We start from the raw sequence: 15,021 nt of genomic DNA, 5'->3' as shown, positions 1-15,021 counted from the left end.
CACTGTACCCACACCAGCAGCGGTGTTCCATCGTATCCAGTTGGGCCGCATGCCTTCCATCCGTTAACATGCCGGACTTGTTTCGGGGGCTCCCATGGAATTTCTGCTGTATTTGCTGCTGGGCGCCTGCGCGGGCGTGCTCGCCGGGCTGTTTGGCGTGGGCGGCGGGATCATTATCGTGCCGGTGCTGGTGTTCAGCTTCACCTTGCAGGGCTTCGACCCGCAGGTGTTGACGCACCTGGCCGTGGGCACGTCCCTGGCAACGATCATCTTTACCTCGGTCAATGCTGTGCGTGAGCACCACCGACGTGGCGCGGTGCGTTGGCCGATCTTTGTGTGGATGACCGTTGGCATCCTCATCGGAGCTGGTTTTGGCGCACTGACTGCCGAGGCGATTTCCGGCCCGCATTTGCAGAAGATCATTGGCGTGTTCGCGCTGATCATCGCCGTACAACTGGCCCTGGAGGTCAAGCCCAAGGCCAGCCGGACGGTGCCCGGTAAAGTCGGCCTGACGCTGGCAGGTACGGTGATTGGCTGGGCGTCGGCGATATTCGGGATTGGTGGCGGCTCGCTGACCGTGCCGTTCCTGACCTGGCGCAGCGTGCCGATGCAGCAGGCGGTGGCCACATCTTCGGCCTGTGGACTGCCGATTGCCTTGGCCAGTGCATTAAGTTTCATGATTCTGGGCTGGCATGACCCGCTGCTGCCCGCGCATAGTCTAGGGTTCGTGTATTTGCCGGCGCTGCTGGGCATTGCCCTGACCAGCATGGTGTTTGCCCGCTTCGGCGCACGCCTGGCGCATCGGTTGTCGCCGCGCTTGCTCAAGCGGTTGTTCGCCGGCCTGCTATTTTGCGTGGGTTTGAATTTTTTACTGTAACGCAGACTTAATCGCGTCCGGGCATGGTCCGGTCGCCATAACGCATGATTTAACGAGGAGTCGCAATGCTGCCTTACCCGCAGATCGACCCGGTGGCCCTGGCCATCGGTCCGCTGAAAATCCACTGGTACGGGTTGATGTACCTGATCGGCATCGGCGGCGCCTGGCTGCTGGCCTCCCGGCGCCTGAACCGTTTCGACCCGACCTGGACCAAGGAAAAACTCTCCGATATGGTCTTCTGGCTGTCGATGGGGGTCATCGTGGGCGGGCGTCTTGGGTATGTGTTGTTCTACGATCTGTCCGCCTACCTCGCCAACCCGACACTGATTTTCGAAGTGTGGAAGGGCGGCATGGCGTTCCACGGTGGGTTTATCGGCGTGATGATCGCCGCCTGGTGGTTTGGCCGGCGCAATGGCAAGTCATTCTTCCAACTGATGGACTTCGTCGCGCCGCTGGTGCCGATCGGCCTGGGCGCCGGGCGCATCGGTAACTTCATCAACGCTGAGCTGTGGGGCAAGCCGACCGACGTGCCGTGGGCCATGGTGTTCCCGCCGTTCAGCGATCCTGCGCAACTGCCGCGTCACCCGTCGCAGCTGTACCAGTTCGCGCTGGAAGGCGTGGCACTGTTCCTCATTTTGTACATTTTCTCGCGTAAACCCCGCCCAACCATGGCCGTTTCCGGCATGTTCGCGCTGTTTTACGGGATCTTCCGTTTCATCGTCGAATTCGTGCGCGTGCCGGATGCGCAGTTGGGCTACCTGGCATGGGGCTGGTTGACCATGGGCCAGGTGCTCAGTGTTCCAATGATCCTGGTCGGCCTCGGCCTGCTGTGGTGGGCGTACAATCGCCCGCAGCCGCTGAAGAACGCTGCGCTTTAAATTCGAATGCCGGGGCCTGCGCGCGGGCCCCGGCTTCAACGATACGGGTACTTACATGAAGCAATATCTCGAACTACTGAACGACGTCGTGACCAATGGCCTGACCAAGGGCGATCGCACCGGCACCGGCACCAAGGCTGTGTTCGCCCGTCAGTATCGGCATAACTTGGCCGACGGCTTCCCGCTGCTGACCACCAAGAAGCTTCACTTCAAAAGCATCGCCAATGAGCTGATCTGGATGTTGAGCGGCAACACCAACATCAAGTGGCTCAACGAAAACGGCGTGAAGATCTGGGACGAATGGGCCACCGAAGACGGCGACCTGGGCCCGGTCTACGGCGAGCAATGGACCGCCTGGCCAACCAAGGACGGTGGCACGATCAACCAGATCGACTACATGGTCCACACGCTCAAGACCAACCCCAACAGCCGCCGCATCCTGTTCCACGGCTGGAACGTCGAGTACCTGCCCGACGAAACCAAGAGCCCCCAGGAAAACGCGCGTAACGGCAAACAAGCCCTGCCACCGTGCCACCTGCTGTACCAGGCATTCGTGCATGACGGCCATCTGTCGATGCAGTTGTACATCCGCAGCTCCGACGTATTCCTCGGCCTGCCGTACAACACTGCTGCGCTGGCGCTGCTGACCCACATGCTGGCCCAACAGTGCGACTTGATCCCTCATGAGATCATCGTCACCACTGGCGATACCCATGCCTATAGCAACCATATGGAACAAATCCGCACTCAGCTGGCGCGTACGCCGAAGAAGCTGCCGGAGTTGGTGATCAAGCGTAAGCCTGCGTCGATCTACGACTACAAGTTCGAAGACTTCGAGATTGTGGGTTACGACGCCGACCCAAGCATCAAGGCCGACGTGGCTATCTAGAGCCCACCTTCGTCTTCAGATGTGGGCTTTTGTGTGGGAGGGGGCTTGCACCCGATAGCGGTGGATCAGCTAAATATTGGTTGGCTGAAACTCTGTCATCGGGGGCAAGCCCCCTCCCACATTTGAACTGTGTTTGCTTGAGTTAATGGCCGTGGCTTCTGCCCACATGTGAGTGCTCAGCCTCGCTGGCCGCAACACTCCCGCTGACCTCCAGCCGCTGCAAAATCCCACACTCCGGCCCGCCGCCGCAGCGCTGGCGCAAGTCCAGCAACTGCACCTGCAACGCCAACAACCCATCGATCCGCGCTTTCACATGGTGGATATGCTCGTCGATCAACGCATTCACACTTTCACACTGGTCCTGAGGACTGTCCCGTAGACCCAGCAGGCTGCGAATTTCTTCGAGGGTCATGTCGAGGCTGCGGCAATTGCGGATAAAGATCAGCCGCTCGGTGTGCGCCTGGGTGTACACCCGGTAGTTGGCGTCGGTGCGCGCCGGGGGCGGCAGCAGGCCTTCTTTCTCGTAATACCGGATGGTTTCCACCTGACAGTCGGTCAGTTTGGCCAATTCGCCGATCTTCATCGCAGCAATCTCCAAATGGGTGCTTGACCCTATAGTGGCTACAGGGTCTTTACTTGGCAACAGGCACCTTTACGGACGCGACAGAATGAGCGATTCCATCCACACCCCGCATAAACACGACCATGATCATGACCATGGTCCCCAGAAACTGACGCCAGTGCACAACCATGCTGGCTCCTGCTGTGCAAGCAAGGCAGCACCTGCCGTGGTCACGTTGAGTGAAGCGCCCACTGCGGGCTCGCGCCTGAGCACCTTCCGCATCGAAGCCATGGACTGTCCCACCGAGCAAACGCTGATCCAGAACAAACTGGGCAAGCTCGCCGGTGTGCAGCAACTGGAATTCAACCTGATCAACCGCATCCTTGGCGTCACCCACGACCTGCCGAGCACTGTGCCGATCATTGATGCCATCAAGTCCCTGGGCATGCAGGCCGATCCGATCGAGGAGGGCACCCCCGCCGCCGAGCCGCCTGCCAGGAAACACTGGTGGCCGCTGGCCTTGTCCGGCGTCGGCGCGTTGGGCGCCGAAGTGCTGCACTTCACGAATGCGGCCCCGACCTGGGTGATAGCCATCGTGGCGCTGGTGTCGATCTTCAGCGGTGGCCTCACTACCTATAAAAAGGGCTGGATCGCCCTGAAAAACCTCAACCTGAACATCAACGCCTTGATGAGCATCGCTGTGACCGGCGCGATTCTGATCGGCCAGTGGCCGGAAGCCGCCATGGTGATGTTCCTGTTCACCGTGGCCGAGTTGATTGAAGCCAAGTCCCTGGACCGTGCGCGCAATGCCATCAGCGGCTTGATGCAGATGGCCCCGGAACAGGCCACGGTGCAGCAGGCGGATGGAAGCTGGGTTGAACAGGAAGTCAAAAGCATCGAATTGGGCGCCATCGTGCGGGTTAAGCCCGGCGAGCGCATTGGCCTGGACGGTGAAGTCACCGCTGGCCAATCCACCATCGACCAGGCACCGATCACCGGGGAAAGCCTGCCGATTGAAAAAACCGTGGGCGATAAAGTCTTCGCCGGCACCATCAACCAGGCGGGCTCCCTGGAATACAGCGTCACGGCAGCGGCCAATAACTCCACGCTGGCGCGCATCATCCACGCCGTCGAGCAGGCGCAAGGTTCACGGGCGCCGACCCAGCGTTTCGTTGATAGTTTTTCGAAGATCTACACCCCGGCCGTCTTTCTGTTTGCCTTGGGCGTGGCGATTATTCCGCCGCTGTTCATGGCCGGCCTGTGGTTCGACTGGATCTACCGCGCCCTGGTGCTGCTGGTGGTCGCCTGCCCCTGCGCATTGGTGATCTCCACCCCGGTGACCATCGTCAGCGGCCTGGCAGCGGCGGCGCGCAAAGGCATACTGATCAAGGGCGGCGTGTACCTGGAGGGCGGTTACAAACTCGACTACCTGGCGCTGGACAAGACCGGCACGATCACCCACGGCAAACCGGTGCAAACCGATTACCTGGCGTTGTTCCCCAACGTTGCGGACAGCGCACCGGCCCTGGCTGCCAGTTTGGCCGGGCGTTCCGACCACCCGGTGTCCCTGGCAATCGCCAATGCGGCTGTGGATAAAAAGCTGCCGACGCATGTTGTGGATAACTTCGCAGCCCTGGCCGGTCGTGGTGTGCGCGGCGACATCAACGGTGAGACCTACCACTTGGGCAACCATCGCCTGGTGGAAGACCTCGGCCTGTGTTCCCCCGAGCTGGAAGAGAAACTCTTCGCCCTGGAGAAGCAGGGCAAGTCCGTGGTGCTGCTGCTCGACAAATCCGGCCCCCTGGCACTGTTCGCCGTAGCCGATACGGTCAAGGACAGCAGCCGCGAAGCCATCCAGCAACTGCACGAACTGGGCATCAAGACCCTGATGCTCACCGGCGACAACACCCACACCGCTCAGGCGATTGCGGCCCAGGTGGGCATCGACCAGGCCCAGGGCGATCTGCTGCCCACCGACAAATTGCAGGCCATCGAAGCGCTTTATGGTCAAGGTCGTCGGGTGGGCATGGTCGGTGACGGCATCAACGACGCTCCGGCGCTGGCTCGCGCCGAGATCGGTTTCGCCATGGCCGCTGCCGGCACCGACACCGCCATCGAGACCGCCGACGTGGCGCTGATGGACGATGATTTGCGCAAGATCCCGGCATTCATTCGTTTGTCGCGGCAAACGTCGAGTATCCTCAAGCAGAACATCGCCCTGGCGCTGGTGATCAAGGCGATCTTCCTCGCAGTCACCTTCCTGGGCATGGCCACCATGTGGATGGCGGTGTTCGCGGATATGGGCGTGAGCCTGCTGGTGGTGTTCAATGGCCTGCGCCTGCTGCGCAAATAAACGATGAGAGGGCGGTGTGCTGAGTGCTGAGCTGAAGGCGTTTTTTATGGTCGCCCGCCTGGGCAGCATTACCCAGGCGGCGAAAAAACTCGGCCTGAGCCAGCCCACCGTGACCACCCAGATCCGCAACCTGGAAAGCCAGTATGGCGTGGAGCTGTTCTATCGCGGTGGCCGCCGCCTCACGGTCAGCGACGATGGCGCGCGGTTGCTGCCGATGGTCAAGGCGCTGTTGCAACAGGAAGCGGACATCGAGTTCTTCCTGCGCAACAGCGGCCAACTCCAGGGCGCCTTGCGCATAGCTGCGACGGCGCCGTATTACATCCTCGATCTGGTCAAAGCCTTTCGCGAACGCTTGCCCCATGTGGAAGTGTCAGTGGACATCGGCAACTCCCAGCAGGTGCTTGAAGCATTGGATGAGTACCGTGTCGACGTGGCCGCTTCCTCCCAGTTGCTGGAAGACCCGCGCTTGATCCGCCGCGTGCTCGGCACCGACCCCCTGGTGCTGGCGGTGCATCGCAATCATCCCTTGGCCAAGCTTGATCATGTGCCACTGACCGCCCTGGCCGGGCACACCTTGTTGATGCGAGAAGCGGGCTCCACTACACGCAGGCTGACGGAAGAAATGCTCCAAGGCGCCGGCGTAAGTTACGGCCCACTGTTGGAAATCGGCAGCCGCGAGTCCATCCGGGAGGCAGTGCTGCGCAATATCGGCATCAGCATCATCGCCCGCCAGGAAGTGCCCCATGACCCGCAACTGCGGGTACTGACCATCGAAAATGCGCCGCAGATTCCGGAGTATTTGTACTGCCTCAAGGAGCGCAAAGGCGCGCGGCTGCCGGCGGCGTTTCTGGGGTTGGCGCAGGAAATGTCGCCGATCTGAGATTTTTTGGTGGCTTTCAGGGCCTCATCGGGGGCAAGCCTCCTCCCACACTTGAACGTATTCACACATCAAAATGTGGGAGGGGGCTTGCCCCCCAATAGCAGTAGTCCAGACACCACACCTATATGACCCCTACCCAAATCCACCAATACCACTATCGCCACGTTTTGCCTTCCTGCCACACGAGCGACGCATTGCCCTCCTAGCATGGCCTTCATCCGTTCGATGAGGTGCCACCATGCACACAGCCCTGACCCAACCCGGCGCGCCCATGAAGGTGCGCGGTATCCAGAAACGCTTCGGCGCCTTTACCGCGTTGGACCACGTGTCCTTGGACGTCGCCGCTGGTGAGCTGGTGTGCCTGCTGGGTCCGTCCGGCTGCGGCAAGACCACCCTGCTGCGTTGCATCGCCGGCCTGGAGCGTCAGGACAGTGGTGAACTTTACCTGGGTGATCGTGACGTTTCCCTGCTGCCGCCCCAGGCACGGGACTACGGCATTTTGTTCCAGTCCTACGCGCTGTTTCCCAACCTGACCATCGAAGCGAACATCGGCTACGGCCTCACCGGCAGCGGCCGTGATGAAGTGCGCCAGCGTGTTGGGCAGATGCTCGAACTGGTCGGTCTGGTGGGCAGCGAGAAGAAATACCCCGGCCAGCTCTCCGGCGGCCAACAGCAGCGCGTGGCCCTGGCCCGTGCCTTGGCGCCGGCGCCTTCGTTGCTGCTGCTGGACGAACCCATGTCCGCCCTCGACGCCCGCGTACGCGAGCACCTGTGCACCGAGTTGCGCCAACTGCAACGACGCCTGGGCATTACCACATTGATGGTCACCCACAACCAGGACGAAGCCATGTTGATGGCCGACCGCATTGCCGTGATGAACAACGGCAAGGTCGAGCAATACGCCACGCCCCAGGAGATTTACGACCGCCCGGCCACGCCGTTCGTGGCGGAGTTTGTCGGCCAGGGCAATTGGCTGCCCTTCAGCCGTAACAGCGTGAGCCATGCCCAGGTCGGCGGGATGAACATGCGCCTGGCCGACGATGCCGGCGCGGCCAGGTCCGGTCGCCTGTTCTGTCGCCCGGAAGCCATCAGCGTCAATCCGCCAGTGCACGAGGAAAACCTGTTCCCGGCCAAGGTCCGCGAGATCACCTTCCTCGGCAACCGCTGCCGCATGAGCTTTGAACTGGAGCAACTGCCTGGCCATCCGCTGCTGGCCGAACTGGCCCCCGAAGCCATGCCGCGCCTGGGCGCCCAGGATATCTGGGTGGCCTTGCCACCACGCAGCCTGCAGGTGTTTGCCTGAGATGGCCGCTGTTATGACCCTGCCGCGTCAGATATCCCGTGCCGAAATCGGCGACCGCTTCTTCGTGCTCGGCGGCAAACTGCTATGGCTGCTTTTACTCGGCGTAGCGGTGTTGATGCCATTGCTGGCGATCTTCTGGCGTGGCTTCAGCAGCGAGGCCGGGCAAGGTGGCGGGCTGGTGGCTGCGCGGGAATTGCTCACCAGCGCCAACTTCCATTGGCTGCTGGGCAATAGCCTGAAAGTCTCTCTCAGCGTTGCGGCGATTGTCGTACCGCTGGCCTATCTGTTTGCCTACGCCCTGCAACGCACGTTGATTCCGGGCAAAGCGATCTGGCGTGGCCTGTCGCTGCTGCCGCTGATGGCGCCTTCGATGCTGCCGGGGATTGCGTTGGTTTACCTGTTCGGCAACCAGGGCATGTTGCGCGGGCTGCTCTCGGAGAATATCTACGGGTTCTGGGGGATTGTTCTGGGGGAGGTGATCTACACCTTCCCACATGCGCTGATGATTCTGCTGTCGGCGCTCTCCTTGGCCGATGCGCGGCTGTTCGACGCGGCCTCCAGCATGGGCGCCAGCCCGGCCCGGGCATTTCGCAGCATCACCTGGCCCGCTACGCGCCAGGCGGTGTTCGCCGCGTTCTGTCTGGTGTTCACCCTGACCATCACCGACTTCGGCGTGCCCGTGGTGGTTGGCGGTGATTATCAGGTGCTGGCGCTGGAAGCCTACAAAGCGGTGGTCGGCCAGCAACAATTTGGTCGCGGCGCCTTGATCGGTATGGTGCTGTTGTTGCCAGCGCTGTTCAGCTTTGGCGTGGATGCCTGGTTGCGCCGGCGTCATGGCGATTCCATGAGCGGTCGCGCCCAGGTGTTCCGGCCGGCGCCATCGCGGCTGAGGGATGGCTGCTACCTGGCCATCGTCCTATTGATCTGCGCCGTATTGCTGCTGGTGTTCGGCATGGCGGTGTATTCCTCGCTGGTGAAATTCTGGCCGTACAACCTGTCGCTGTCGCTCAATCACTATCAGTTTGAAGACACGGCGGGTGGCGGCTGGCTGGCCTATCGCAACAGCCTGGCCATGGCCCTGTGCACGGCACTGATCGGCAGCGTGCTGATCTTCACCGGCGCCTACCTGATGGAAAAAACCAAAGGCCAGAAGGGTTTGAACCTGGCGCTGCGCCTGCTCAGCTTTGTGCCGATGGCCGTGCCGGGCTTGGTGCTGGGCCTGGGCTACGTGTTTTTCTTCAACCTCAACGGCAACCCGCTGCATGTGTTCTACGGCTCCATGACCCTGCTGGTGGTGTGCACCATTGCGCACTATCTGACCACTGCACAGATGACTGCCACCACCGCACTGCGCCAGTTGGACGCTGAGTTTGAAGCCGCTGCGCTGTCGCTCAAGGCGCCGCTGTACCGCCATTACCTGCGCGTCACGGTGCCGATCTGCCTGCCGGCGTTGCTGGACATCGTGCGCTACCTGTTTGTCTCGGCGATGACCACCGTGTCCGCCGCGATCTTCCTCTACAGCCCCGACACCATTCTCGCCGCCGTCGCCGTGCTGAACATGGACGACGCCGGCAACGTGGGCGGCGCGGCGGCCATGTCGACCCTGATCCTGTTCACCTCGGCCAGCGTCTCGCTGCTGCTGGCGTGGGCCTCACGTGGCGCGTTGCGCCGCTCCCAAGCCTGGCGCCAGACCGCGCCCGGCCAATAATCCCTGAAGGAGGTGTTCCATGTTCAAGCCCCTGGCGCTGGTCGCTGCCGTACTCACTGCATTCAGCCTGAATGCCTTCGCCAAGACCGAGCTGACCGTGTACACGGCCCTCGAAGCCGAGCAGTTGAAGACCTACAAAAAGGCCTTCGAGCAAGCCAACCCTGATGTTGAGATCAAGTGGGTCCGTGACTCCACCGGCATCATCACCGCCAAGCTGCTGGCCGAGAAAGACCGCCCGCAAGCCGACGTGGTGTGGGGCCTGGCGGCCTCCAGCCTGGCGATCCTCGATCAGCAGGGCATGCTCGACAATTACGCACCGAAAGACCTGGACAAGATCGGCAAAAACTACCGCGACGCCGCCAACCCACCGGCCTGGGTCGGCATGGACGTGTGGGCCGCGACGATTTGCTTCAACACCGTCGAAGCCGAGAAACAAGGCCTGAGCAAGCCAGTGAGCTGGCAAGACCTGACCAAGCCCGAGTACAAGGGCAAGATCGTCATGCCCAACCCGGCTTCTTCCGGCACGGGCTTTCTGGACGTCAGCGCGTGGCTGCAGACCTTCGGCGAGAAGCAGGGCTGGCAGTACATGGACGACCTGCACCAGAACATCGGCCAGTACGTTCACTCCGGTTCCAAGCCGTGCAAGCTGGCCGCTTCGGGGGAATTCCCGATTGGTATTTCGTTTGAATACCCGGCGGTGCAGCTCAAGCGCCAGGGCGCGCCGCTGGACATCATCCTGCCCAAAGAAGGCCTGGGCTGGGACATCGAAGCCACGGCCGTGATCAAGGGCAGCGCCCACGCCGATGCGGCGAAAAAACTCGCCGATTTCTCCGCCAGCCCTGCGGCGATGGAGTTGTACAAGGACAACTTCGCCGTGCTCGCCCAGCCGGGTATCGCCAAGCCGCAGACCGAATTGCCGGCGGACTATGAGCAGCGTCTGATCAAGAATGACTTTGGCTGGGCATCGAAGAACCGCGACAGCATCCTGACGGAATGGCGCAAGCGGTATGACGGGAAGTCGGAGAAGGTTGCTGCTCAGTAAGGTTTCGTTAGGGCTGATGGCCTCATCGGGGGCAAGCCCCCTCCCACCAGATCAAATGTGGGAGGGGCGGTGCGACGATTCGACTTGCCCCCGATGGCGGCCTTGAAAACAGGACATCACTTCATGACACAACTATTGATCATCGGCGCCGGCATCCTCGGCCTGTCCCACGCCTATGCGGCCGCCAAGCGCGGCCTCAAGGTCAAGGTGTTCGAGCGCAGCGCCACGCCATTGGGCGCTTCGGTGCGCAACTTCGGCCAGGCGCTGGTCACCGGCCAACCACCGGGCCCGATGCTCGACCTGGCGCGGGAAAGCCGCGAGATCTGGGGCCACTGGGCACAAGTTGCCGGCCTGCAACTCAAGCGCAATGGCTCGTACCTGTTTGCCCGCACCGAAGCCGAAGAACACTTGTTGGAAGCCTTCTGTGAGGGGCGTGCACAAGAGCACGGCTACAACGTCGAACTGTTGCAAGGCGCGGCGATGAAGGACCTGTATGGCGGCCAGTTTCGCCATCACCGCGCCGCGCTGCATGGCAAGGACGATCAGCAGCTGTATTCCCGCGAGGCGATCCCGGCGCTGATCAACTACCTGGCTCAAGAATTGAAAGTGGAGTTTCACTTTTCAACCCTGGTGCGCGATGTAGAGCCAGGCCACCTGCACAGCACGGCGGGGAGCTTTCGCGGCGAGCAGATCATCGTCTGCTCCGGCCACGATTACCAAACCCTGCTGGCCGAATCGATCGCCGAACTCAACCCGAGCATCTGCCGCCTGCAAATGCTCCGTGCGCGGCCCGCGGTGAATCTGAACCTGCAACACGCCTTGCTCACCGGTTTGAGCTGCGTGCATTACGGCGCTTTCGCCGACTTGCCAGAAGCCGCGCCAGTCCGGGCACAAATCCTGCGCGAAGCTCCTTACCTGCATGAGCACGGTATTCACCTGCTGATCAGCCCGACGCCTCATGGCGAACTGATCATCGGTGATTCCCACGACTACGGCAGCGATGCGTCACCGTTCAACGCCGAACAGGTCGATGACTGGATGCTCGAATTGGCCGAGCAGACCCTCGGTTGCAAGCTCCAAGTGGTGGAGCGTTGGCAGGGTGTGTACGGCTCGCGGGGGCCGGGGCCGTTTTCATTCCTGCGCGTGGCACCAGGCGTGAGTGCAGCGTTGATGCACACCGGTGTGGGCATGAGCGTGGGGCCGGCAATGGCCGAGCGCAATATCCGCACGTTATGGGGGCCGGCGTGATGGGCCGGGAACAACTGATCGCCGAGGTCTTCGGCTTGTATGAGCGGCACGGCGCGGCGGATTACATCGGCGAGCCGGTGTCGCAGATCGAGCACATGTCCCAGGCCGCTCAACTCGCCATGGCCGAAGGCTTTGATGATGAAGTGGTGCTGGCGGCGTTTTTCCACGACATCGGGCATCTCTGCGGCCAGGGCGAGGAAAACATGGGGGGTTATGGCGTGGTCAGCCATGAACGGCTGGGGGCGGATTATTTGCGTCGGGCGGGGTTCAGCGAGCGCATGGCCACGTTGGTGGAGTATCACGTGCAGGCCAAGCGCTACCTGACCTTCAGCCAGCCGGACTACTACGCGCGCCTGAGCGAAGCCAGCCGTCGTACCTTGGCCTACCAGGGTGGCGTGATGACCGCCGAGGAAGCCCAAGCCTTTGAGCAAGACCCGTTGTGCGCAGTGAGTGTGCGCATGCGCCACTGGGACGAGCAGGCCAAGGAGATGCATGTAGCGCTGCTGGACCTTGAGGTGCTCAAAGCCAAGGCCCTGCAGCTACTGGTTGATCAAGATTCGTCCAACCGCTGAGCCAAGGCTTCGACCTGCTCCTGGCGCTCGGCCTGGCTCAGCCTGGCGTTGGGGTTGAGCGACGACCATTGCGGGTGGGCGCGGGCTTTGTGCAGCGCGTCCGGCAACTTGCCTTCGCGCCAGGTTTTGTCCTGGGGCGTGTCGACCTTGATGCTGTGCATCGCCGCATGGCCGCGCAGGTCCAGCGCCTTGAGTAGCTGGCGTTGGCGCAGGGCCAGCAGGCGCAGCACGCTGTCGTCGACGGTCAACTCGCGATGGCCCTTGATCTTGCCCAGCAGGCGACTGCCATAGCTGCGCGCGGTTTGCAGCGCGCCGCCGGCGATGGCGCCGGCCAGGGCGGCGGCGCCCAGTGTCAGCCCGCCGACCAGCAGATCCACCCCGGCACCCGCCGCCGCACCGGCAGCGATCCCGCCACCGACGCGCACGCCGAGTTGCTTGAGGGTTTCCGGGTTGAACAGGTCATCGCCCCAGCGCCCGTCGAGCAACGGCAAGTCGCTGGCGGCTGCATCTTGTGGGCGGAAACCAAACAGTTTGAGCAGGGCTTCCACGCATTTTTGTTCGCGCTGGCGCACGGCCTTGCGCAACTCGCCGATGGCTTGCTGCTCATCTTCGGTGACCACGCTGCGTCGGCACGCGGCGCAGTCGATCAACAATTCGGCGATCAAGCGAGCAGCGCTTTGCTGGCGGGCCTGGCGTTGGGCTTGCTGATCCAGGATCAGCCGTTCCAATTGCGGCCGTGCGTTTTCCAGCAGCAGGGCCAGGCTTTCATACAGACGACGCTCGCCGTCTTCCGGCGGCGCGACACTGTCAAAACGCACCAGCGCATGCAGGCCAAGGCGGGCCAGGGCTTCGCGCCAGTCTGGCTCGCGGTGCTCGCTGCTGCTGACGAAATTGAGCACGGGCAGCAACGGCTTGCCGCAACTGGCCAGCACTTGTAGCTCGTCGCGGTACTTGGCCAGCACCGGCTCGCGGGCGTCGATCACATACAGGCCGGCATCGGAGGCCAGCAGTTGGCGCAGCACCTTGGCTTCCTGTTCGAAACGCTGGCGCGCTTCGCTGCCTTCCAGGAAGCGCGTCAGGCGGGCCGGCCCATCGAGGCGTTCGCCGGGGCGATCCAGGCGTTCCAGGTAATCGAGCAGCGCGATGGCGTCTTCCAGGCCGGGTGTGTCGTACAGCTCCAGCAAGGCTTCGCCGTCCACCGACAGGCGTGCGCCTTCCACATGCCGTGTCGTGCTGGGGCGATGGGAGACTTCACCGAAGCCAACATCACGCGTGAGGGTGCGCAGCAACGAGGTCTTGCCGACATTGGTGTGGCCGACCACGGCGAGTTTCAGCGGTTTAGTCATGACCGGTCTCCAGCCAGTTCAGCGGCGCGCAGTCGGCGAAGGGCAGCTCCAGCTGTTGCAACGCGGTGTGCCAATCGCCCAGGCGTTCGGCATCCAGCGCCTGGCCCGGCGGTGCTTGCAGCAACCAGACGCGGGTGGCGGTGGCGCTGCGCGCGAGTTCGGCGATCAACGCCAGGCTGCCGCGATCCGGCGAACGGCGCGGGTCGCAGGCGATGGCCAGGCGTGCGGGCGGGAAGCGGGTGAGCTGTTCCAGCAGCTTGTTGCGCGACTCACGGCTATCGAGGATGCCGGCGTTTTTCACCTGGGCCGGCAGCTTGGGCGGCCAGGGGTGCTGGTCGTCCAGCTCGATGGCCACCAGCAGGGCGCCGTCGCTTTCCAGTTCACTGACGCAACCGGTGACGTGGTGCAACTGCTCGGGCGCGGCGTCGTTGACGCCGAGGCGTTCGCTGCTGGGCATCAGGCGTTCGCGCAGTTGGCTGTAGCCTGGCAGGTTGAGGTCCAGGCGCAGGGCGGTGCGCCCGCGTTTCCAGCGCCACAGGCACAGCAATGCGAGGATCAGGCGGGGCAGCAGGCCATAGACCAGCAGCACGCCGACCAGCCAGGCGGCCCAGGCTTGGCGGGCGCTTTCGATATTCAGGGCGGAGTCGCCGCTGGCGCGGATCATCTCGACGGTCGGCACATTGAAGCCCAACAGAGCAGGCAAGGTGCCGATTGCCTGGGTGACGGCGACAAAGGTGTCGGCACCGAGAATAGTGGTTTCCCACACGAAGCCGTAGCGGCGGGTAGCGAGTAGGGTAAGCAGAATCACCATGGCGCTGAGCAACGCCAGCAACCATAGACTGTTGACCAGCACGCCTACGGCCCAGCGATTGAGTTTCTGCCGTTGCAGTAGCAGTAACAGTGCTGGTGCCAGTTGGGCGGCTTTGGCATCACGGGCGAATTTTTCGCTGAGCCACAACCATAGTCGCCCGAGGCTGGCACTGTGCTCACCGGCAAACAACAGGCCTAACGCCCAACTGATCAGCAGGATCAGGTTCAAGCCAAGCAGGCTGCCCAAGGCCCAGAACACATTCACCGGGGTCAGGCCGTTGCCCATTGCAGCAAACGCCAGCCCTGCGCCGCTGATGATCGCGACGATTGCCAGCAGCACCAGCGCCAGACGCGCACCTTGCAGCCAGCGGGTGAGGGCCGCCGCTAGCCCATCGCGTTCGGCCAGGTGCAAGGCGCGCTGCTGGATACGTGTCGGCAGGTCGCCCCCGGCCGTGCGGGCCAGGCGGTTGGCTTCCAGGTCTTCCAGCGGGCCTGCGTGTTCTTCGCGCAGGCGCACGGTTTCTGTCAGCCAAAGTGTGTGCAGTGGAGTCAC

General features: G+C 62.6%; 13 protein-coding genes. 10 read left to right on the top strand and 3 right to left on the bottom strand.

The genetic code is table 11. The features are described from left to right. Window positions 1-94 precede the first annotated feature (94 nt). The 3 genes from NDJ82_RS03935 to NDJ82_RS03925 all read left to right on the top strand — a co-directional run bounded on the left by NDJ82_RS03935 (window position 95) and on the right by NDJ82_RS03925 (window position 2,644). Window positions 95-877 (top strand): sulfite exporter TauE/SafE family protein, encoded by a 783-nt coding sequence (locus tag NDJ82_RS03935; RefSeq protein ID WP_032884198.1) that lies wholly within the window; start codon window positions 95-97, stop codon window positions 875-877. A gap of 65 nt (window positions 878-942) precedes the next feature. Next, window positions 943-1,755 (top strand): prolipoprotein diacylglyceryl transferase, encoded by an 813-nt coding sequence (gene lgt / locus NDJ82_RS03930; RefSeq protein WP_099585886.1) that lies wholly within the window; start codon window positions 943-945, stop codon window positions 1,753-1,755. A 55-nt stretch (window positions 1,756-1,810) separates the two neighbouring features. Further along, a complete protein-coding gene (locus NDJ82_RS03925; protein ID WP_015886389.1) occupies window positions 1,811-2,644 on the top strand; it encodes a thymidylate synthase in 834 nt (277 codons plus the stop codon). Window positions 2,645-2,786: 142 nt separating this feature from the next. On the opposite strand, the gene cadR is transcribed toward NDJ82_RS03925, so the two are convergent. Next, window positions 2,787-3,227 (bottom strand): Cd(II)/Pb(II)-responsive transcriptional regulator, encoded by a 441-nt coding sequence (gene cadR, locus NDJ82_RS03920; protein WP_099585884.1) that lies wholly within the window; start codon window positions 3,225-3,227, stop codon window positions 2,787-2,789. An 85-nt stretch (window positions 3,228-3,312) separates the two neighbouring features. Between cadR and NDJ82_RS03915 the strand changes: the two genes are divergently transcribed. The 7 genes from NDJ82_RS03915 (at window position 3,313) to NDJ82_RS03885 (ending at window position 12,312) form a co-directional block, all read left to right on the top strand. Next, window positions 3,313-5,559 (top strand): heavy metal translocating P-type ATPase, encoded by a 2,247-nt coding sequence (locus NDJ82_RS03915; protein ID WP_250924970.1) that lies wholly within the window; start codon window positions 3,313-3,315, stop codon window positions 5,557-5,559. Between the two features lie 16 nt (window positions 5,560-5,575). Then, entirely contained in the window at window positions 5,576-6,439 is an 864-nt protein-coding gene (locus NDJ82_RS03910; RefSeq protein WP_032884193.1) for a LysR family transcriptional regulator, read from the top strand. A 238-nt stretch (window positions 6,440-6,677) separates the two neighbouring features. Next, window positions 6,678-7,742 (top strand): putative 2-aminoethylphosphonate ABC transporter ATP-binding protein, encoded by a 1,065-nt coding sequence (locus tag NDJ82_RS03905; protein WP_099585881.1) that lies wholly within the window; start codon window positions 6,678-6,680, stop codon window positions 7,740-7,742. A gap of 1 nt (window position 7,743) precedes the next feature. Beyond that, on the top strand, window positions 7,744-9,450 hold the full coding sequence (locus NDJ82_RS03900) for a putative 2-aminoethylphosphonate ABC transporter permease subunit (protein ID WP_158879170.1): 1,707 nt from the start codon (window positions 7,744-7,746) through the stop codon (window positions 9,448-9,450). Between the two features lie 19 nt (window positions 9,451-9,469). Further along, the gene (locus NDJ82_RS03895) at window positions 9,470-10,492 is read left to right on the top strand and encodes a putative 2-aminoethylphosphonate ABC transporter substrate-binding protein (protein ID WP_099585879.1); all 1,023 of its coding nucleotides are present in this window, start codon (window positions 9,470-9,472) and stop codon (window positions 10,490-10,492) included. Window positions 10,493-10,615: 123 nt separating this feature from the next. Further along, window positions 10,616-11,740 (top strand): TIGR03364 family FAD-dependent oxidoreductase, encoded by a 1,125-nt coding sequence (locus tag NDJ82_RS03890; protein ID WP_250924969.1) that lies wholly within the window; start codon window positions 10,616-10,618, stop codon window positions 11,738-11,740. Then, window positions 11,740-12,312: a phosphonate degradation HD-domain oxygenase gene (locus tag NDJ82_RS03885; RefSeq protein WP_191958863.1), complete on the top strand. Its 573-nt coding sequence runs from the start codon at window positions 11,740-11,742 to the stop codon at window positions 12,310-12,312. Before NDJ82_RS03890 ends, NDJ82_RS03885 begins: the two co-directional genes overlap by 1 nt. Here the strand turns inward: NDJ82_RS03885 and NDJ82_RS03880 are convergent. Both NDJ82_RS03880 and NDJ82_RS03875 read right to left on the bottom strand, forming a co-directional pair. Then, on the bottom strand, window positions 12,291-13,658 hold the full coding sequence (locus NDJ82_RS03880; RefSeq protein ID WP_112192688.1) for a DUF3482 domain-containing protein: 1,368 nt from the start codon (window positions 13,656-13,658) through the stop codon (window positions 12,291-12,293). The two genes, NDJ82_RS03885 and NDJ82_RS03880, sit on opposite strands and share 22 nt — an antisense overlap. Next, window positions 13,651-15,021: a DUF2868 domain-containing protein gene (locus tag NDJ82_RS03875; RefSeq protein ID WP_250924968.1), complete on the bottom strand. Its 1,371-nt coding sequence runs from the start codon at window positions 15,019-15,021 to the stop codon at window positions 13,651-13,653. The genes NDJ82_RS03880 and NDJ82_RS03875 overlap by 8 nt, the downstream gene beginning before the upstream one ends.

The sequence above is a fragment of the Pseudomonas sp. SR18 genome, assembly GCF_023701505.1.
GTDB classification, from domain to species: domain Bacteria; phylum Pseudomonadota; class Gammaproteobacteria; order Pseudomonadales; family Pseudomonadaceae; genus Aquipseudomonas; species Aquipseudomonas cyclaminis.
This window is presented reverse-complemented; position numbering and strand designations above follow the sequence as displayed.